Annotated in this window: 11 protein-coding genes; 4 read left to right on the forward strand and 7 right to left on the reverse strand. The window is 75.5% G+C overall.

Features of this window, described 5'->3' with window-relative positions; all coding sequences use genetic code 11:
- Positions 1 to 85: 85 nt before the first annotated feature.
- The 7 genes from ACWCRA_RS33775 to ACWCRA_RS33805 all read right to left on the reverse strand — a co-directional run bounded on the left by ACWCRA_RS33775 (position 86) and on the right by ACWCRA_RS33805 (position 14,523).
- On the reverse strand, positions 86 to 667 hold the full coding sequence (locus ACWCRA_RS33775) for a TIGR03086 family metal-binding protein (protein WP_351548664.1): 582 nt from the start codon (positions 665 to 667) through the stop codon (positions 86 to 88).
- Positions 668 to 750: 83 nt separating this feature from the next.
- Positions 751 to 1,365 (reverse strand): SanA/YdcF family protein, encoded by a 615-nt coding sequence (locus tag ACWCRA_RS33780; RefSeq protein WP_351548667.1) that lies wholly within the window; start codon positions 1,363 to 1,365, stop codon positions 751 to 753.
- A gap of 86 nt (positions 1,366 to 1,451) precedes the next feature.
- Positions 1,452 to 3,860 (reverse strand): hypothetical protein, encoded by a 2,409-nt coding sequence (locus ACWCRA_RS33785; protein WP_451069354.1) that lies wholly within the window; start codon positions 3,858 to 3,860, stop codon positions 1,452 to 1,454.
- On the reverse strand, positions 3,857 to 7,456 hold the full coding sequence (locus ACWCRA_RS33790) for a DUF5682 family protein (protein ID WP_451069355.1): 3,600 nt from the start codon (positions 7,454 to 7,456) through the stop codon (positions 3,857 to 3,859). Before ACWCRA_RS33790 ends, ACWCRA_RS33785 begins: the two co-directional genes overlap by 4 nt.
- Positions 7,443 to 8,600: an AAA family ATPase gene (locus ACWCRA_RS33795; protein WP_451069356.1), complete on the reverse strand. Its 1,158-nt coding sequence runs from the start codon at positions 8,598 to 8,600 to the stop codon at positions 7,443 to 7,445. The genes ACWCRA_RS33790 and ACWCRA_RS33795 overlap by 14 nt, the downstream gene beginning before the upstream one ends.
- The gene (locus tag ACWCRA_RS33800) at positions 8,597 to 13,651 is read right to left on the reverse strand and encodes a hypothetical protein (RefSeq protein ID WP_451069357.1); all 5,055 of its coding nucleotides are present in this window, start codon (positions 13,649 to 13,651) and stop codon (positions 8,597 to 8,599) included. The genes ACWCRA_RS33795 and ACWCRA_RS33800 overlap by 4 nt, the downstream gene beginning before the upstream one ends.
- Positions 13,648 to 14,523 carry a DUF4132 domain-containing protein gene (locus ACWCRA_RS33805; RefSeq protein ID WP_351548482.1) on the reverse strand — a complete coding sequence of 292 codons (876 nt, stop codon included), beginning with the start codon at positions 14,521 to 14,523 and terminating at the stop codon, positions 13,648 to 13,650. The genes ACWCRA_RS33800 and ACWCRA_RS33805 overlap by 4 nt, the downstream gene beginning before the upstream one ends.
- A 150-nt stretch (positions 14,524 to 14,673) precedes the next feature.
- On the opposite strand from ACWCRA_RS33805, the gene ACWCRA_RS33810 reads away from it, so the two are divergent.
- The 4 genes from ACWCRA_RS33810 to dnaG all read left to right on the forward strand — a co-directional run.
- Positions 14,674 to 14,847 (forward strand): hypothetical protein, encoded by a 174-nt coding sequence (locus ACWCRA_RS33810; RefSeq protein WP_351548485.1) that lies wholly within the window; start codon positions 14,674 to 14,676, stop codon positions 14,845 to 14,847.
- Between the two features lie 72 nt (positions 14,848 to 14,919).
- Complete coding sequence (locus tag ACWCRA_RS33815) at positions 14,920 to 16,215, forward strand: deoxyguanosinetriphosphate triphosphohydrolase (RefSeq protein ID WP_351548487.1); 1,296 nt, start codon at positions 14,920 to 14,922, stop codon at positions 16,213 to 16,215.
- 157 nt (positions 16,216 to 16,372) lie between these two features.
- Positions 16,373 to 17,635 (forward strand): NAD(P)/FAD-dependent oxidoreductase, encoded by a 1,263-nt coding sequence (locus ACWCRA_RS33820; RefSeq protein ID WP_351548489.1) that lies wholly within the window; start codon positions 16,373 to 16,375, stop codon positions 17,633 to 17,635.
- 55 nt (positions 17,636 to 17,690) lie between these two features.
- Positions 17,691 to 19,709, forward strand: a 2,019-nt coding sequence (dnaG, locus tag ACWCRA_RS33825; RefSeq protein ID WP_451069358.1) for a DNA primase, incomplete at its 3' end; no start/stop codon positions are given.

The following is a 19,709-nucleotide window of genomic DNA, read 5'->3' on the forward strand; positions in this document are numbered from 1 at the left end:
GGAGGCGGGGGTGCGGGGCGTCGGCTGAGGCGGTGGCGGGGCGGGGCCTCGGCTGCGGGGCGGTCGCGCCGGGCCCGCGCTTCCGTCAGGCGCGCCGGCCCAGCAGGGCGAGCAGCCTGGCCTGGTGACTGTCGCCCGGCGGGGGCTCGATGGGCGGGGCGAAGAGCCCCGACTCCGACAGGGCCGAGGCGTACGGCGTGACCTCCTCCAGCGCGAACGAGACCAAGGCGTCCGGCAGCCGCTCGGACGCCCCGATCGCCCGCGACAGATCCCAGCTGTGCACCACCGCGTCAGTGATCATCTGGGCGCAGTAGGCGACGGCCGGGGTGTCGCCGTACGAGAGCGACACCGTGCGCGCCGGCGCGCCCGGCGCCGCGAACGCCTTCCGGGACGCGCGGGCGGCGGCGTCCCAGGCCGCGCGCGGGTGCGGCCCGAGCACGTCGCCGTCGTGGGCGTCGCCCACATCCGCCACCGTCGACCCCTCCGTGACCAGGTCCGGAACCCACAGTTGCTCGGCGGTCAGATGGTTGACCAGATCCCTGACGGACCACTCGGTACAGGGCGTCGCGTCGTCCCACTGGTCGTCCCGCACCCGGTGCACCCGGTCCCCGAAGAGCGCGAGGGCCTCGGAGTGCCGGCTGAGCAGGGTCGCCACATCCGTGTCCATGTTTCCCATGGAGCCACTGTCGCGCGCGGGCCGGGACAGCGCGAGCCACCGCCCGCGTGTCCGCGCGGCCGTGTCGTCCGGTCTCACCCGCCCGCTGCCGCGAGCGCCTCCGCCACACCCTTCTCCTCGTCCCCCAGGAACCGGGGATCGGGCTTCAGCGCCACATCCAGCGCCGCCTTGCCCGCGGCGAACATCTCCCGGACGCCGCCGTAGTACCAGGTCGAGTCGTGCGGCTCGTCGACCCCGACCCCGTACGACTCGATCCCCGCCGAGCGGCAGAGCGCCACCGCCCGCCGGATGTGGAAGCCCTGGGTCACCAGGACCGCCCGGTCCACACCGAAGATCTTCTTCGCCCGGACACAGGAGTCCCAGGTGTCGAACCCGGCGTAGTCGCTCACGACCCGGTCGTCGGGCACCCCGCGCTCGGTCAGATACGTCCGCATGGCGTCGGGCTCGTCGTACTCCTCCCGGCTGTTGTCGCCGGTGACCAGCACCACCCTGACCTTGCCCGCGCGGTACAGCTCGGCCGCCGTGTCCAGCCGGTGCGCCAGATAAGGGGTGGGCCTGCCGTCCCACAGCCCGGCGCCGAAGACCACGGCCACGTCCTGCGCGGGCACCTCGGCGACGGTGCGCACATGGCTGTCGGCGACGGCGTGCATCCAGGTCGCGGGGGTCAGCGCCAGCACACAGCCGAGCATGGCCGCCTGCACCAGCCGCCGCTTGCCCCGCTGGGTGCGGGGCAGCCGCGGCCGGCCGGGTCCGGGCAGTTTCCATCTGGGGGGGTTCACACCGGCTCAGACGGTGTTCGGGGGGATTCGGTTCTCGCCGTGTCTCTCCGCATGTCTCTCCGCGGGTCTTTCCGCGAGTCTTTCCGCGGGCTGTCTCCGGCTGTTTCCGGGACCGCTTCCGGGGTTCGCTCCGGTTCCCCGGCCCCGCCCGCCGACCAGGCCGCGGGCAGCAGGGCGCGGGTCGCCGCCGAGACATAGAGGGAGGCGGCGAGCCACGCCGTGGCGAAGGCGTCCGGGTCCGCGGGGAGCAGCCGGCCGAGGCCGTCGTGGCGGCGGTCGGCCGCCCGCTCGGCCAGGGCCCGCGCGCACTCCGCCCCGGTCGCCAGCCCCGCCGCGCCGAGTCTGCGCGGAAGTTCCCCGTCGGCCGATGCGGCGGTGACGGCCCGGCCGCCCGCGACCGCCCGGTCCACCGCCCGCCGCAGCAGATCCAGCTCCATGGGCAGCGCCGGGGGCGGTGGCGACGGTGCGGTGGGTGTCGCCGGTGCCGGTGGCGGCGCCGGTATCAGGGAGCGGTTCAGCCGCCGCAGTCCGAGATCGGCGCGGACCTGCTCGCCGTCGTGTCCGGTCCACGCCGCCGCCAGCGCCCGCACCGCGCCCGGGCGGTCGGCCGCCAGGCGCGCGATCAGCCGCAGCCGGAGACCCGGTCGGGAGGCGAGCAGCCGCAGATTCTCCGCGTACGCCAGCTCCGCGCGCTCGTCCGGGGCGAGCAGCCGCAGCACCGGGCCGCCGTCGGCCCGGAAGCCTTCGGCGGTGACCGTCCCGGTGAGGAAGAGCAGATCGCCGCCCGCGCGGCGGACCCCGGCGGGCTCCGCCGACCAGTCGAGCGCGGCGGTCAGCTGATCGGCCGGGGGCCGCCGCCACAGGGCGTCGAGCGGCGGCTCGTGCCAGGCGGCGCCGGCCGCCCGGACCGAACGGACCCCGGCGCCGGCGCCGATCCGCCCGTCCGGGGAGACCGTCGGGTCGGTGAGGATCACCGCGCCGCCGTCCCCCCACTCGCGCAGCGGGAGCGCGCAGCCGCCCGGCAGCGGGGACCCGGACGCCCGCACCGCGCGCGCCGGGGGGCCGGGCATGATGTCCGAGACCGTGTGGAGGGTGCCGTCCGGGGCGCAGCCGTAGGCGGTCGCGCCCGCGTAGCCGGAGGCGGTGACCACCGGTTCGGTGAAGAGGCCGAACAGCCGGAGGGGCTTGGCCGGCTGGTAGGAGCGGCGCGGCGGGGCCGCGGCGTCGTCCGGCCGGTCCAGGAGGTCGAGCAGCCCGGTCAGCTCGGCGGTCAGCTCGGAGAGCCGGAACGCGGGGTCGTTGCCCTGGGCCTCGGTCAGCCGCCGGGCGACGCGGACCGCGGCGGCGGCGGGCAGCGGGAATCCGGCGAGCCGGGCGGAGTGCGCGGCGTGCAGCACCTCGGCCCGCTGCACGGCCCCGCCCCCGCCGACCCCTCTGACGAGCACCCCGACGAGAGCCCGCCGCACCACCCCGAGAACGGGGTGAGCCGCCCCCGCCTGCCCAGGGCCCCGGGCTTGGTCCATGGCTGGACGGGCTGATGTGCCCTGGGTGCGGGTGCGGGTGCGGGTGCCTGTGGCCCGGGGTCCGTCCTCAATCGCCGGACGGGCTTGGTCGCGCGCGGGTTCGCCCGCCTGGCCTTCTTGGTGGGTGGGGAGCGAGGGCTCGCCCACCTGGCCCTCTTGGTGGGTGAGGAGTGGGGGTTCGCCTACCTGGCCCCCTTGGTGGGTGAGGAGCGAGGGTTCGCCCATCCAGCCCCTCCGGCGTTTGAGGAGCGGGGGTTCGGGGGCTGGCCCCCGACCTGGGCCCGCCTGGGTGCGGGCACCCGTGCCTCGGGGTCCGTCCTCAATCGCCGGACGGGCTGGTGTGTCCTGGGTGAGGGCGCCTGGGGCCTCGGGGCTGTCCCCGATCGCCCGGCGGGCTGGTGTGTCCTGGGTGCGGGCACCCGTGCCTCGGGGTCCGTCCTCAATCGCCGGACGGGCTGGTGTGTCCTGGGTGAGGGCGCCCGTGGCCCCGGGGGCGTCCCCGGTCGCCGGGTCGGCGGGAGAGTCCGGGGTGCGGGGGGACCGCGTCGAGGGGGCCCGGTCGAGCGGGAGGATCTCGGAGGGCTCGGCCACCGGGCACGCGGCGAGGATCGCCGCGCGGTGCAGGCAGGCCGGCGCCAGCAGACACCCGCACACCGCGTCCCCCTCCGCGACCACCACCCCCCCACTCACCCTCAACATCACCCAGCTCTCCTCGTCCACCCTCACCCGCACCCCGCCCGGCACCCCCTCCACCGGACGGCCCGCCATCTTCGCCACCGCCGCGTCCACCCGCTTGCGCAGCCTCGCGGGGAGCAGATCCAGAGCCCCGGCCGCCACATCGGCGGCCACCGGGGGCAGCCCCGGGGCAGAGTCGTCGGTCACCGGTGCGTACCTCCTACGCGCTCGCCGACCCAGCGGGCCAGCTCCAGGGGACTGAGTGCGGCGACCGGCATCCCGGCCGCCACCAGCCGGCTCGCCACACCCGTCGAGTACCGGGGCCGGCCCCGGTCGTCGAGCGAGGCACAGCCGAGGACATGGACGCCCGCGTCCACCAGCGCCCGCACCTCCGCGAGCAGCGGCCCGACCGGGCCGCCCTCCTCGAAGTCGCTGATCAGCACGACCATCGTCCGGGACGGGACGGTCACCAGATCCCGCGCGTGCCGCAGCCCGTGCGCGATCCTGGTCCCGCCGCCCACCCGGACCTCCAGCAGCAGACTCAGCGGGTCCTCCACCCGGTCCGTGAGGTCGAGCACCTCGGTGGAGAAGGCCACGAAATGCGTGCTGAGCGCCGGGACCCCGGCGAGCACGGACGCGGTGAGCGCGGCCCAGACCGTGGACGCCTCCATCGACCCGGAGACGTCCACCACCAGCACCACCCGCCAGTCGGTCGACCGGCGGGCCCGGGTCCGGAAGACGGGCCGCTCCGGGAGAACGGTCACCTCGCCCGATCCGGCGTCGCGCCTGACCGTCGTCAGATTCGCCCGCAGGGTGCGCGGGAGATCCAGCGGGCCGCCCGGACGCCGGGTGGGCCGGGGGTGCGCGAGACCGGTGAGCGCGGGGCGCAGCCGGTTCGCGAGCGCCGCCGTCAGCTCCTGGACCAGCCGGGCCACCAGCGGCCGGAGCTGGGCGAGCTGCTGCTCGGGCAGGCCGCCCGCGGAGGCGAGCACCGTCCGCAGCAGCTCCACGGAGGGGCGGACGGCCGCCGGGTCCAGTTCGAGCGCCGCGTCGAGCCGGCCGGAGTCGGCGGCCGCGGCCAGTACCTCCTCCCGTACACCCGGGCCGAAGAGCGCGGCCAGCTCCTCCGACCAGGACCGGACATCCGGGTACGAGGGCTCGCCGCCGCCCCCCGGCCCGCTGCCGTACTCGCCCCGGGAGCCCTCGCCCCGGCCGCTCCCGTACAGCTCGTCCAGGGCGGTGGCGACCCGCCGCCCCTGTGCCGTCGGCTGCTGACCGCGCCCGAGCAGCAGCCGCCAGCGCGCGCCCGCCGTGAGCGAGTGATCCGCGCCGCCGGAAGGCCGGGCCGGGGCGGCGGTCGCGGTCGTGGTCGCGGCCGTGCTCCGGGCCGGAGCGCTCCGGGGAAGCAGCCCCCGCGCGGCCAGCGCCTCCCGCCCCGCGAGATCCGCCAGCGCCAGCAGCGCCCGCGCCGCCGGGTCCGCCACCGGGCCCGTCAGGGTGCCCGCCGCCTCGCCCGTGCGGTCCTCCACCACCGACAGCAGCCGCGAACGGGCCGCCGGGGAGAGCACGTCGAACCCCTCCCGGAGCGCGGGCAGCCGCTCCAGGAACGCACGGTCCGCGAAGGACTCCACCCGCTCCAGCAGCGGGTCCAGCGCCCTGCCGGTCTCCAGCAGCGGGCCGGCGGCGAGCAGCGACCCGCGCAGAAAACCGGACAGTCCGGCGCGCAGCTCGGCGGAGCCCGCCGCGTCCGCGCGGGAGGCCAGCCGGATGCCGAAATCGGCCGGGTCCCGCTGCCCCAACAGCACCCGCGCCGCACCCGCGGCGCCCCGGATGAGGGGCGTGGCGCCGGACTCCAGCCGGGTGAGCGCGTCGGCGAGCCGCAGCCCGCCGCCCGTCTCCGCGGCCTGCCCGGCGAGGGTGACCAGGGCCGCCGCGTCGGCCTCGGCGGTCGAACCGGCGAGCCCGTCGAGCGCCCGGACCCCGGCGGCGGCCAGTTCCTCCAGCGCCGCTTCGACCGCGGGGCGCTCCCATGCGGCGCCCACACCCGGGACATGCCCCGACCGGACCCGGTCCAGCAGCTCCATCGCGCGCAGCAGCTCGGGCAGGGTGCCCGTCGCCGGGAGCAGCTCCGCGACCTCGGCGAGCCGCTCCGCCGCGAGCGGGAGCAGCGCGCAGGAAGCCGCTTCGCCGAGCCCGTCGAGGACCTCGGCGGCGGTCGGGCCGCCCTGCCGGCGCTCGTCGGCCCGGCGCTGCCGCAGCAGGCCCTCGGCGGCCTGCTCCAGCGTCACCCCGTACATCCCGGCGACATCGAGCATCGCGGCCGTCGAAGGCGACCAGGCGACGGTCCAGCGGGTGGTCAGCGCGGCGGCCTCGCCGACCCCGGCGACCTCGCCCGGCTCGCCGTACGGAACCCGGCAGACCGCCAGCCGCCGCAGGGTGATCTCCCGGCGCCGGTCGAGGCCGGAACGGAGGATGTCGAGCCGCAGCTCACGGCGGTCGGGCGCGTCGGGCCCCGGCAGCCGCACCTCGGCGAGCAGGGCCTCCACACAGGGCCCGAGCCCCGAGCGGGGGGTGCCCGGCGCGGGCCTGCCCCGCCGCGAGCCGACGAGGACCCGCTCCATCGCCGAGGCCACCACCCGCCCCCGCCCGAGCAACTGCCCCTGGGTGAGCACGGTCCGCGCCGCCTCGGCCAGCTCTCCGCGCCCGGCGGCGGGCAGCCCCCGCAGCGTCGCCAGGTCCCGGGCGACCCGCACCACTTCCCGCGCGTCGGCGGGCCCACTGGGGTGCCCCGCCTCCCGCACCGCCGCACAGATCCGCACCGCGGTGCCGATCAGCAGCTCGTCGAGCAGCCGCGGATCTCCGGCGGCCCGGAACACCCCGTGCTGCCACTCGGGGTCCCTGATCCCGGCCGGGTACCCGGACCGCTCGTCCAGCAGCGCGTACGAGTAGGGCACCAGGGAGGTCACCACCTCCATCGGCTCCCCGGCGTCCTCGACGAGATCCCGGCCGCCCGCCCGTGGGCCCTCCGGCCCCGGCGACCGCCCGCCGCCGGGCCCCGCCCGCTCGGGCCGCCCCTCGCCGCCGGAGGCCCCCGCCGCCCGGAGCGAGGTGTCCGGGCCGGGCGGGCCGTCCGCGCGCGGCCCCGGCACCAGCGCCGGGGCGTGGAACGCCCCGATGACCGCCGCGGCCCTGCGCCCCCGGTGCTCCGCGAGCCTGCGCCGCATGTTCTCCTCACGGCGCAGGTCGTACGCGGAGACCGGGCCGGCGTCGCCGCGCAGCGCCCAGCCCACCAGCAGCGCGGCGCGGCGCAGGGACTCGGGGTCCCCGCCGGGTGCGCTCGCCTCGACCAGCCGGTCCCAGAGATCGTCACCGGGGCGGCCCCCGGCACGGGCCCGCAGGGCGGCACCGAGCGCACCGGCCTCCGGGGCCGGCTCCCGGTCGCGCTCGGCGCCCGGGACCCGGGCGCCGAGCGGCAGATCGAAGGGAAGGACCTCCACCCCCGCCTCCCGCGCCCAGCGGATCGCCGCCAGCTCCGGCGAGAACTCCGCGAACGGCAGGAACACCAGCTCCCGTCCGCTGCCCGCCAGCGCGACCGGCGCCACCGTCGCCGGGTCGCCCAAGTGGCCGAGCCAGGGCGCGAACTCCTCCGGCAGCTCGATGAGGAGCACCTCGGGCGCCGCCCCGTCGAGCAGCGCCGGAACGGCCGCCGCCAGCGCGGGGGAGTGGTGCCGCACCCCGATCAGATACGGCTCCCGGCAGTCGGCGAGCCGCTCCATGGCCGCCTCCGGCTCAGGCCAGCTCATCGCGCAGCTCCCACAGCGTCCGCCACAGCGGTGCCCCGCTCTCGGCCCGGCGGCGGACCGGGCCGTCCCAGTAGCCGAGGAGCCGGGCGTGGTCGGACGGGTCGTCCTTGCGGACCGTGCCCAGCAGATGGCCCGGCAGGGTGCGCACCACATCCCGGCCGTCGCCCAGATAGGCGGCGCCGAGACCCATGGAGGTGGCCACCTGCACCGCCTCCGCCGTCGACATCACCGTCGAGGGACGCTCGATCTCCCAGCCCTCCGCGCTGCGCCCCGAGCGCAGATCCCGGAACGCCGTCACCAGCGCCTGCAACACCGTGTCGTCCACGGTGAACGCCGCGCCCGACCGCTCCAGCGCCGCTGTCGCCTGCCCCCGCACCAGCTCCGTCTCGGCGTCCAGATCCGGGATCGGGCCGACCTCCTCGAAATTGAAACGGCGTTTGAGCGCGGCCGACATCTCGGAGACGCCCTTGTCCCGGAGGTTCGCCGTGGCGATCAGGGTGAACCCCGGCACCGCGTGCACCGTCTCGTCGGCGTCCCCGGCGCCGGCCAGCTCGGGCACCGACATCCGGCGCTCGGAGAGCAGCGACACCAGCGCGTCCTGCACCTCCGGCAGACAGCGGGTGACCTCCTCGATCCGGGCGACCGCGCCCCGGACCATCGCGGCCAGCACCGGCGACGGCACCAGCGCCTCCCGGCTCGGGCCCTTGGCGAGGAGCATCGCGTAGTTCCAGCCGTAGCGGAGCTGGTCCTCGGTGGTGCCCGCGGTGCCCTGGACGGTCAGGGTGCTGCTTCCGCACACCGCGGCCGACAGCAGCTCCGACAGCATCGACTTCGCCGTGCCCGGCTCGCCGGTCAGCAGCAGCCCCCGCTCGCCCGCCAGGGTCACCACACACCGCTCGACGAGCGCCCGGTCGCCCACGAACTTCCGCGGGACGACCAGCCGCCGCCCGTCCGGCGCGGTCAGCGGCTCCCCGTCGGAGCCACAGACGAACACCACCACCGAACGCGGGGTCATCCGCCACCCCGGCGGCCTCGGACCCTCGTCACAGGCGGCCAGGAACTCCAGCTCCCGCCGGTACCGGTCCTCCGGAAGCTCGACCTGCCGCGCGCCCCGCGCCACGCCCTCCGCCACCTTCCCGCTCATCGCGAACCCCTCCTGGCCTTCCGGGCGTTGCGCCCCTCGAACTCCTCGAACCCCGGCGCGTCGCCGTCCACCACCCGCTGCCAGGCGGCCCGGAACAGCTCCCCCACGGGGCGGCCGGGCACCGTGAAGCCGTACTCCTCCTGGGGCAGCAGCGCCGTCTTCCAGCTCTCCAGCGGCAGCGCCGGAGACCTGGCCTCCAGCCAGCCCCCGGGCAGGAAGAGCGAACGCCCGGCCCGCGCCCGCTTGGCCACCACCACGAGATCCGTGGCCGCCAGCTCCGCGCGCGCCTTCTTCAGCCGGGCCGGCTTCCACCCGGTCCACTCCGCCTGGCCGCGGTCCGCCGGGTCCGGCAGCGCCAGCAGCATCAGATAGAGCGTGGCCGCGTCCTCGGAGAGGCCGAGCCGCTCCGCCGCCGCCGGCACCAGCTCCGGGGCGCTGTGCGCCGGGTGCTGGGCCGCCCCGGCCGGCCCGTCGGCCGACACCAGCGCCATGAACTCCTCGCTGAGCAGGGTCCGCAGCGAATCCAGCGCGCCCCCTTCCCCGGCCACCGCGAGCAGCAGCTTCAGCGCCGGGTGATCCGGACCGGCCTCGGGTCCCGTGACCACGGCGGCGGATCTGACCCACACCGAGTCGTGCGCCGAGCTGTAGCTCATCGGGGCGAGCACCAGCGCGTCCGACACCTCCGTCAGACCGTCCTTGGCGCCCTTGCGGCGCGGGCTCAGCCCATGGGCCTCCCGGATACGGGTCGAGACCGGCTTGCCGTCCTCCCCCCAGTCCACGCCGAGGTCGAGCAGCAGCCCCGGATCGGTGAGCCGCTCCCGCACCATCCGCAGCGTCACCGGCAGCACCGCCCGCAGCGGATCGCCGAACGGCAGCCGGTACGCCAGCCAGCGCAGCGCGCACTCGTACGACCCCAGGGCGCCGCCGGTGAGCAGCTTCCGGGCGTTGGCCGGCTCCAGGTCGCCGTCCTTGTCGAGCCGCTGCTCGGTGCGGCCGGTCAGCTCGGGCCGCGCCTCCGGGTTGAGCGCCGCTTCCAGCCCGGGATCGGAGGAGAACTCGGCCACCATCCGGACGGTCAGCCAGGAGGGCACGGCCCGCAGCCTGCCCCGCTCGGCCAGCCAGGCACCGGTGAGCGGCTCCAGGTCGAAGCCCTCCGCCCACAGGCGGTCCACGCCGTCGCCGTCCGCCGGGAGCAGCAGCCCCGTGTACCGCTGCCGTTCGGCGGTGGTCAGCGCGCTCGCCGCCGTGCGGCCGGCCTTGGCATCGGCGCTCTTGAGCCCCAGCGGCGCCAGGAACCCGGCGGGCAGCAGCCCGTCCCTGCCGTAGTCGTCGACACCGGGCAGTCCGAGCTGGACCAGCGCGGCGGTCACCGGGCCGATGCCCACCCGCTCCGCGAACTCCTGGGCCCGCTCCGGCCGGTACGGCAGCGGACCGCGCCGCGTCACTCCGTCCAGCAGCCGGCGCACCGCCTCCTCGCGCGGCGGGTCCGCCGGGGTGCCCAGCACCCGGGACCCGACCTCGGTGAGGCCGTCCCAGCCGCCGAAGGCCCCGGCGGGGTCGTACTCGACGCACTCCCAGACCGCGTGCCCCGGCTCGGTCCGCTTCACGGCCGTCACCAGCAGCCGCCGCGCCCCCGTGTGCCGGACGGTGCCGATGAACGAGCCGGCCGCCTCGGAGGTCTCACCCCTCAGTCTGACGAGCCGCAGCCGTCCGCGCGGGTCCAGCAGGACCGCGTCCCCGCCGGCCCGTACCTCCAGGGCCGCGCCGAGGAACTCCAGCAGCGCCTTGCTCTCCTTCTCCGGGGTCGCCGGGGAAGCGGCCTTGACCGCCGCGGCCGCCAGCCCCCAGCCGGGCAGCCCCAGCCACTCCACCGCGGCGGAGCCGGTGGTCTCCCGGCTCTCGCCCGCGCCCGGGGCCAGCATCCGCTCCAGCCACCGGAGCTGGTTCATGACCGAGACGGTGTCCTGCTCCCGGGAGTTCCAGTAGGAGGAGCTGTGGGAGTCGGTGAGCGGGTTGAGCGCCTGCCGCAGCGGCCCGTCGTGGGCGAACCGCACCACCGGCAGACCATCGGTCTCCTCCTTCTCGGCGGCCCTCCTGGCCAGGACCGCGATGCGCCCGGCGTGCCGCGCGGCCTCCCCGACCAGCCCGGCGACACCGGCCACCAGCGCGGTGTGGGTGATCTCCGGCAGCAGCTTGCGCACGGCGTCCGCCGGTTCGGCGCCCTCCGCGACGGCCGCCAGCAGCGCCGCCGCGTCCGCCTCGGTCACGGTGCGCAGGGCGGCCGAACCCCGTTCGTCGCGCGGGCGCAGCGCGTGCCAGTGCCCCAGCGGCGGCACCAGCGGGGTGCCCCCCGCGTACACCGGTGCACTGCCCGCCTCCTCGACGGTGGCCAGCAGGGTGCCGTCCGCGTCGTGCAGATCGACCTTCCCGCTGTGCCCCCGGGTCTCCCGGGGGTGCAGTACCGCGCCGGCGGGCAGCTTCAGCGGCGGCACCGGAATCCCGTCCGACATCTGCCCGGGGCGGGCGCCGGCGGGGAGCGGCACCGCCGGGCTGCGGCTGCCGTCCACGGAGCAGGCGGTGAGGGTCCGCGCCCGCGGATCGAACCGGACCCACCAGCCGACCAGGCCGTCCCTGCTCCCCAGCGGCGAGGACTCCAGCCCCGGCCGGGCGGGCAGCAGCCGGCAGAAGCGCTGGAGCAGGGTGCCCCGGCGCTCCGCGAGCGCCGTGTCGAAGAACGCGGGAACGGTCACCCGGCCCCGGCGCGCCGACTCCGGGTCGTAGTCCCACCACTCGCCCTCGTGCAGCACCCACACGGAGACACCGTCCGAGGCGATCTGCCGTGCCTCACCCGCGAACGAGGTGTCCCCGGGGTGCACCGGCCGCCCGCCGAAGGTGCGGCTGCCGTCCGCCAGCTCCAGCGAGGCCGTGCGGCACGAGAGCCAGGTGTCCGGGAGCGTGCCGTCCGGCGTGAAGACCTCGGCGGCCCGGCCCGACCAGCGGCCCCGCCGCTCGTCGCCGTACCCGTTGACCGTGAGCCACTGGCCGCCGATCCAGCGGACCAGCGGAGTGTCCCAGTGGTGCGCCTTGGGCGCCGGCAGCGAGAGCGTCTGCCGGTCGAGGATGCCCGATGGCCCCACCGCGACGGCCCGCAGACCGAGCCGCACCACCAGCGCCGGCCAGGCGTCCGCCAGGGCGTGGCTCTCGTCGTCGGCGCCGCGGCGGCCCCGGGCCGGAGTGCCCGCTGTGCCCGCCGTGCCCAGCTCGCCGATGGCCTCCTCCAGCGCGGGCCAGCCCAACTCGTCGAGCACCCCGGTGCGCAGGGTGTGCGCGAGGGCTCCGGCGGGGGAGAAGGCGGTGATCCTGGCCGCCGCCTCCGGCGCGGTGCCCAGCGCCGACGAGACCGGGGCCAGCCGCCCCAGCAGCCCGTCCAGCAGCGGCAGCCCGAGCGGGCGGTCCAGGTCGTCGGCGCGGTCGCCGATCCAGTCGCGCAGCACCGTGCGCAGCGCGGGATGGGCGACGACCTGCTTCAGCCGGCCCTCGCCCCCGTCGGCCGACAGCCGCTCCACCCCGCCGCGCAGCAGCCCGGCGAACCGGGCATCGGCGACCAGCGCCACCAGATCCCGGCGCCCCTCGCCCTCGTCGGCGAACCAGGGCGACAGCTCCAGATTCCCCGTGCCGTCCGATGGGGGGTTCACGGGGATGCCCAGGGCGAGACAGAGATCCAGCAGGTCGAGGTCGACACTGGTGCGCCAGCCCCCGCGCAGCAGGTTCAGCGGGGCGCCGTCCGCGATCAGCCGCTCCGCGAGCCGCTCCACCAGGGCCAGTTCGGCGGGGACGCGCTTCAGATCGCGCCAGCCGCGGTGACGGTAGCGGCTCCAGGCCGAGAGCCACTTGGCTGCCGGGACCGTGCCGTCGAGGAGGAGGGCGACCGCCCCGCACCGCTCCAGCAGCTCCAGCCAGGCCGCGTCGAACTCCTCGGTGCTCTCACCGCCGGCCTCCGGCCAGAGCGCCAGCAGCCGCTCCCGCACGGACTGATCACCTGAGGCGACGGTGATCAGCGCGGGCAGCGCCGACTTCCAGAAGCCGCCCGACGCCCGGCTCATCGCCCCCGTGTGGATGATCTCGCCGAGCAGCGCGGCCTCCTCGGCGGCGGCGTCGAGACCGGCGCTCCGCGCGAGGCGCCGCAGATCCTCCAGCATCCCCGCGTACGGGGTGAGTCCCGCGGTGCACCGCTGTGCGGAGAGCGCCCGGAACTCCGTGTACGCGTCCTGGGGCGTCAGCCGCTCGGCGAGGCCCTTCGCGTACTCCCGCAGCGCCTTGCCGCTGAGCGCGCCCGCCCCCGCGAACTCCAGGAAGACCTCGCGCAGCCGTGCCTCGTCCACCGGCAGGGCGTGCCGCTGCTCCGCCGCGCGCGCCTTCCCGAAGAACACCGACGCCTGCTGCCGCGCCTCCACCCCGAGGAAGAGCCGCCCCACCTGCTCGTAGTAGGTGGGCAGAAAGTGCGGTACGGAGCGGTCCAGCCGGGTGCCGATCTCGTCGAAGCCCTCCTTCGCCAGGCCCGGCTTGGTGGCCACCTGGCGCGCCAGGCGCTCCATCTCCTTGACCACGGCCAGCGCGTGATGCCCCTGGGCCGGGTCGTGGACCAGGGCCCAGGCGGGGAAGCCGAGCGACTGGGGCCGCACCCGGCCCACGGCCGCCGCGCCGGCGCCCTCGAAGCCGAGGTACTCCAGTGCCAGGTCCTCCGCCGGGGCGATGGCCGCGGGCACCAGCCGGACCACGGTGCGCCCGTCGAGCGCCGGATGGCCGTAGGCCCGCGCCGTCAGCGCCTCGCCCGGCCCCTCACCCGGTCCCGCGCCCGGCTCCCCGCTTCCGCTTCCGCTTCCGTCCCTGGTCCCGCCCCCGCCGAGCGGCAGTACCCCTCCCGCGTCCAGCAGTCCGTCCATCGATTCCCCCGCGGTGTTCTCGGTGCCGTCAGTGCTTCTCGTGCCCGTGCCCGTGCCCGTGCCTGTGTCTGTGCTCTGGGTGCTGTGCGCGCCCGGTGTGCCGCTCACCGGAGCGCCTCGTCCTCGTCGACGACCACCCGGCCGGCGTGGACCAGCGCCGCCATCCGCTCGCCCTCCGACCAGGCGACCGGCCCCACCTCGGCCAGCGGCAGCCGCCGGCCCTCCCGGTCCCGCCACTCCAGGGCCCCGGTGCGCGCCTCCGCGTCCGGATAGTCGGCACCCAGCCAGTACGCCGCCTCCAGCGAGCGGCCCTCCTCCACCAGCGGGCAGAGCACCTGACCGCCGCGCACCCGGTACCCGAGCGCGACCGCCCGCGCCGTGGCGTGCCGCAACTGATCGAACTTCGCCTTGGCGTAGGCGTGCCACTCCTGGCCGGCCGTCTCGTCGGGCCGCCGCCACACCTCACGGAACAACTGCTCCACGCCCTGCCGGACCCCCAGCTCCACCGCGAACTCCCGCAGCTCCTCCAGGTCCTCCAGCAGCACCGGGTGGGGTATCAGCACGCTCTCGCAGTCGAGCCGCACCGAATCGCCGTCCAGATCGACGATCCCCAGGCCCTTCACCGGGTCCGCGTCCCGCAGAAGGCCCGCGCGCTCCATGTCCGCCGCGCCGTCCGCCCCCACCGGGGCGACCACCAGATCACGCAGCGCCGACTGCCAGGCCGTGTCCGGCCACACCCGCGCCAGCAGGGCCACCGGCACCGGCAGTGACCGCACCAGCCAGATGTCCACCTGCTCCCGGCACTCCCGATCGTGCCGTTCCAGCCACTCCGCGAGCTGCCGCAGCCGCACCACCGCGGCATCCTCCCGCAGCTTCGGCGGAACCTGCTTCAGCAGGCGGCCCGCCGCATTCCGGCAGAGCACCCCCGTGCCGTCCAACGCCACGGTGTAGCCACCGCTGTCTGTCTCGATCCAGCCCATGGCAAGACCGCCTCCCCGACGTACCGGTTTCGATGTCGATGACAGTAGGTGACCGGTCTGACAGTGGTCCTCCGGGCCGCCGAACCTGTGGAAAACCCCCGTCACCGGACGGCAACAGCCCCGCAACCCCGGCCCGGCAGGATCGCCCCCATGACGGAGCCGGCGCATCCCCGTGAGTCCCCGCCCCTCGACACCACGGCTCAGCTGCTGCTGCGGATCACCGCCGAGCTGGGCACCCGGCTCGGCACCGTCCGGCTCGACGGCACTCCCCGGCCGGGCGGCGAGCACCCCGGCCCGCCGTCCGCGCCTCCCGGCAGCCCCTGAGAGCGCCCCGGCCCGCCGCCCGCGCGATCACCGGTGGCGGCGGCTGTCACCGGGGCCGGTTACCTTCGGAGCATGGCAGGCACCACTGGCACCACTCAGGACCCGTACGACGACAGGGCCACCGCACGCTGGGCCCCCGAGCCCGACAAACGTCCGGGACGGACCGCGTTCCAGCGCGACCGCGCCCGGGTGCTCCACTCCTCGGCGCTGCGCAGGCTCGCCGGAAAGACGCAGGTCGTCACCCCCGGCACCCGCAATCAGGCCTGGGACGCCAGCCCGCGCACCCGCCTCACCCACTCCCTGGAGTGCGCCCAGGTCGGCCGGGAGCTGGGCGCCGCGCTCGGCTGCGACCCCGACCTCGTCGAGGCCGCCTGTCTCTCCCACGACATGGGCCACCCTCCGTTCGGACACAACGGCGAGACCGCGCTCAACGACTTCGCCAAGGACTGCGGCGGCTTCGAGGGCAACGCCCAGTCCCTGCGGCTGCTGACCCGGATCGAGCCCAAGCGCTTCACCCGCGCCGCGAACGGCGAGGTGATCAGCGTCGGCCTCAACCTCACCCGCGCCGCGCTGGACGCCGCCACCAAGTACCCCTGGGCCCGAGGCGGCCACCCCACCGACCCCACCTCGGTGAAGTTCGGGGTGTACGAGGACGACCTGCCCGTCTTCGAGTGGATTCGCGAGGGCGCCCCCGGCCACCGCAAGTGCTTCGAGGCCCAGGTCATGGACTGGTCCGACGATGTCGCCTACTCGGTCCACGACTTCGAGGACGGGCTGCACGCCGGCCACATCGACCCGGATCTGCTGCTCGCCGAGGACGAGCGGGCGGAGATATGGCGGGTCGCCATCGGCAGATACGTCCCGGCGGACACCGACCCCGAGGAGCTGTCGGAGGCGCTCGACCGCCTCGTCGGCCAGGAGTGGTGGCCCCACCACTACGACGGCTCCGCCCTGGCGCAGGCCCGGCTCAAGGACGCCGCCAGCCAGCTCATCGGCCGGTTCTGCCTCGCCGCCGAGGGCGCCACCCGCCACGCCTACGGCACCGGCCCCCTCACCCGGTACGCCGCCGAGCTGGTCGTCCCCCGCGCGGCGCGGAACGAGTGCGCGGTGCTCAAGGCCGTCGCCGACCGCTATGTGATGCAGCGCGACGAGCAGGCCGTCCTCCGGGCCGACCAGCGCATCGTGCTGACCGAGCTGGCGGAGGCGGTCACGGCCCGCGCGCCCGACACACTCGATCCGCAATTCCGTGCCCTCTTCGACGCCGCGAGCGACGACCGGGCGCGCGGTCGGGTGATTGTGGATCAGCTCGCCTCCCTCACCGACGCCTCGGCCCGCACCCTGCACGCCCAGCTCACGGCCCGCCTCTAGGCCGCATGGCCCGCCCGGGGAGGGACCCGGGACAGGACACGCCAGGACCACTCCCTCTTCCGCCGCCCCGCTCCGTGCGGGACGCTCCCTGTCAGGCAGCGCAGAAGCCAGGAAGAGCCGGGAACAGCCGGGAACAGCCGGAAAAAGGAGGCACCAAGTGGTCGATGGACATCGGACATTCGTCATCGTCGGCGGCGGTCTCGCCGGAGCCAAGGCCGCCGAGACCCTCCGCGCCGAGGGGTTCACCGGGCGCGTGATCCTCGTCGGTGACGAACGGGACCACCCCTATGAACGGCCGCCCCTGTCCAAGGGCTACCTCCAGGGCAAGGAGGAGCGCGAGAGCGTCTTCGTCCACGAGCCCGGCTGGTACGCGCAGGCCGATGTGGAACTGCATCTCGGCCAGACCGTCGTCGCCGTCGACCGCGCCGGGAAATCGGTGGAGCTGGGCGACGGCACCGTCCTCCACTACGACAAGCTGCTGCTCGCCACCGGAGCGGAACCGCGCCGGCTGGACATCCCGGGCACCGACCTCGCCGGGGTCCACCATCTGCGGCGCCTCGCCCACGCCGACCGGCTCCGCCAGGTCCTCGCCGCCCTCGGCCGGGACAACGGGCGGCTGGTCATCGCGGGCGCCGGCTGGATCGGCCTGGAGGTCGCCGCCGCCGCCCGGGGCTACGGCGCCGAGGTGACCGTCGTCGAGTCCGAGGCCACGCCGCTGCACCAGGTCATCGGCCCCGAGCTGGGCCAGGTCTTCACCGAGCTGCACCAGGACCACGGGGTCCGCTTCCACTTCGGCGCCCGGCTCACCGAGATCACCGGCCAGGACGGCATGGTCCTGGCGGTCCGCACCGACGACGGCGAGGAGCACCCCGCCCACCATGTCCTCGCCGCGATCGGCGCCGCCCCCCGCACCGCGCTCGCCGAGGCGGCCGGTCTCGCCATCGCCGACCGCTCGGCCGGCGGAGGCATCGCCGTCGACGCCGCCCTGCGCACCTCCGACCCCGACATCTGCGCCGCCGGCGACGTGGCCGCGGCCGACCACCCGCTGATCGGCTCCCGGCTCCGCGTCGAGCACTGGGCCAACGCCCTCAACGGCGGCCCGGCCGCCGCGCGCGCCATGCTCGGCCAGGAGGTCTCCTACGACCGCGTCCCGTACTTCTTCTCCGACCAGTACGACCTCGGCCTGGAGTACTCCGGCTGGGCCCCGGCCGGCTCGTACGACCAGGTGGTGCTCCGCGGCGACGCCGGAAAGCGCGAGTTCATCGCGTTCTGGCTGAAGGAGAACCGGGTGCTCGCCGGGATGAATGTGAATGTGTGGGACGTCACTGCCCCGATCCAGACACTGATCCGCTCGGGTGCCGCGGTGGACCCGGAGGCCCTCGGCAACCCCTCCGTACCCCTGGAGTCGCTGAGCGCGTGACGGGAGTTGTCCACAGCCGACGGGAGAGGCCCCGGTCCACCCGTAGAATTCAGATGTGGCAGGCAGGATCAACGATGACGACGTCAAGGCGGTTCGGGACGCGGTCCCGATCGACGCCGTCGTGTCCGACTACCTCCAGCTGCGCAACGCGGGCGGCGGCAATCTGAAGGGGCTCTGCCCCTTCCACGACGAGAAGTCCCCCTCCTTCCAGGTCAGCCCGAGCAAGGGTCTCTTCCACTGCTTCGGCTGCCAGGAAGGCGGCGACACGATCGCCTTCGTGATGAAGATCGACCATCTCACCTTCTCCGAGACGGTCGAGCGGCTGGCCGCCACCGCCGGCATCACCCTGCGGTACGAGGAGGGCGGGTACAACCCCAGCCACCAGCGGGGGGAGCGCATCCGCCTGGTGGAGGCCCACAAGGTCGCCGCCCAGTTCTACATCGAGCAGCTGGAGACCAGCCCCGAGGCCGAGACCGGCCGCGCCTTCCTCGCTGACCGGGGCTTCGACCACGCCGCCGCCCAGCACTTCAGCGTCGGCTACAGCCCCCAGGGCTGGGACCACCTCACCCGCTTCCTGCGCGGAAAGGGCTTCAGCGACAAGGAGCTGACCCTCTCCGGCCTCTCCCAGGAGGGCCGCCGGGGCCCCATCGACCGCTTCCGCGGCCGGCTGATGTGGCCCATTCGCGACATTTCCGGCGATGTTGTCGGCTTCGGTGCCCGCAAGCTCTACGAGAGCGACAACGGGCCCAAGTATCTGAACACCCCCGAAACGGGCATCTACAAGAAGTCCCAGGTGCTCTACGGCATCGACCTGGCCAAGAAGGAGATCGCCAAGTCCCGCCGCGCCGTCGTCGTCGAGGGGTACACCGATGTGATGGCCTGCCATCTGGCCGGGGTCACCACCGCCATCGCCACCTGTGGCACGGCCTTCGGCGGAGACCACATCAAGATCCTCCGGCGGCTGCTGATGGACGATGCCACCGCCGAGGTGATCTTCACCTTCGACGGGGACGCCGCCGGCCAGAAGGCCGCGCTCCGGGCCTTCGAGGACGATCAGAAGTTCGCCGCCGAGACCTCCATCGCGATCACCCCCGGCGGGATGGACCCCTGCGACCTGCGGCTCGCCGAGGGCGACGGCGCGGTGCGGAAGCTCGTCGACACCCGCACCCCGCTCTTCGAGTTCGCCATCCGCCAGGTCGTGACACGCCACAACCTGGAGACCCCCGCCGGCCGGGCCGCCGCGCTGGACGAGGCCGCGCCCATCGTCGCCGGCATCAAGAACTTCGCCATCCAGCACGAATCCGCCGTACAGCTCGCGGGGATCGTCGGCATCCTCGACACCCAGTTCGTCGTCAAACGGGTCGCCCAGCTCGCCCGCTGGGCCCGGGACCGGGGCGGGCGCGGCCCGGCCTCCTCCCGTACCGGCGCCCCCTCCCGCAACGGCGCCCCCGGGCGGGGCGGCGCTGACCGGCAGCAGCCCACGGCCGTCCCCGGCGGCTCCGGCCCCGCCCTCAATCTCCGCAGCCCCGCCCACCGCACCGAGCGCGAGCTGCTCAAGCTCGCCCTCCAGCGCCCCGAGCTGGTCTCCCCGGCCTTCGACGCCTACGGGGCCGACGAGTTCACCGCCCCTCCGTACGCGGATGTCCGCCAGACCATCGCCGAGGCGGGCGGGGCCGAGCAGGGCCGGGCGGACAGCCCCGGCTATCTCGCCCGGGTCCGCGAGGCCGCCGCCAACGACACCGTGCGCGCCATGGTCACCGAGATGGCCGTCGAGGCCATCCACGCGAAGATCGTCGACGAGACCTACGCGGGCGAGCAGCTCGTCCAGGTCCGGCTGCGCGCGGTCGACCGGCGGATCGCCGAGATCCAGGGCACCCTCTCCCGCCTCGGCCAGCACGCGGACCCCGAGCAGCACACCGCCGTACAGAACGAACTGTGGGTCCTCCAGCAGTACGCCCGCTCCCTGCGGAACCACGGCGGTTCTTCGTCCGGCATGAGGTCCGTGATGGCGGGGCCGGTGGTCTGCCTGACCGGCTGCGCATCGGGCATCGGCACACCGCTGGGCCGGGGGCCG

This window comes from Streptomyces sp. NPDC001889, from assembly GCF_053594535.1.

Coding starts and splice junctions, on each gene's coding strand:
- ACWCRA_RS33795 (WP_451069356.1), bottom strand. CDS start 8,600: ATGAGCGGGAAGGTGGCGGAGGGCGTGGCGCGGGGCGCGCGGCAGGTC.
- ACWCRA_RS33775 (WP_351548664.1), bottom strand. CDS start 667: ATGGACACGGATGTGGCGACCCTGCTCAGCCGGCACTCCGAGGCCCTC.
- ACWCRA_RS33805 (WP_351548482.1), bottom strand. CDS start 14,523: ATGGGCTGGATCGAGACAGACAGCGGTGGCTACACCGTGGCGTTGGAC.
- ACWCRA_RS33790 (WP_451069355.1), bottom strand. CDS start 7,456: ATGAGCTGGCCTGAGCCGGAGGCGGCCATGGAGCGGCTCGCCGACTGC.
- ACWCRA_RS33815 (WP_351548487.1), top strand. CDS start 14,920: ATGGCAGGCACCACTGGCACCACTCAGGACCCGTACGACGACAGGGCC.
- ACWCRA_RS33810 (WP_351548485.1), top strand. CDS start 14,674: ATGACGGAGCCGGCGCATCCCCGTGAGTCCCCGCCCCTCGACACCACG.
- ACWCRA_RS33780 (WP_351548667.1), bottom strand. CDS start 1,365: ATGCTCGGCTGTGTGCTGGCGCTGACCCCCGCGACCTGGATGCACGCC.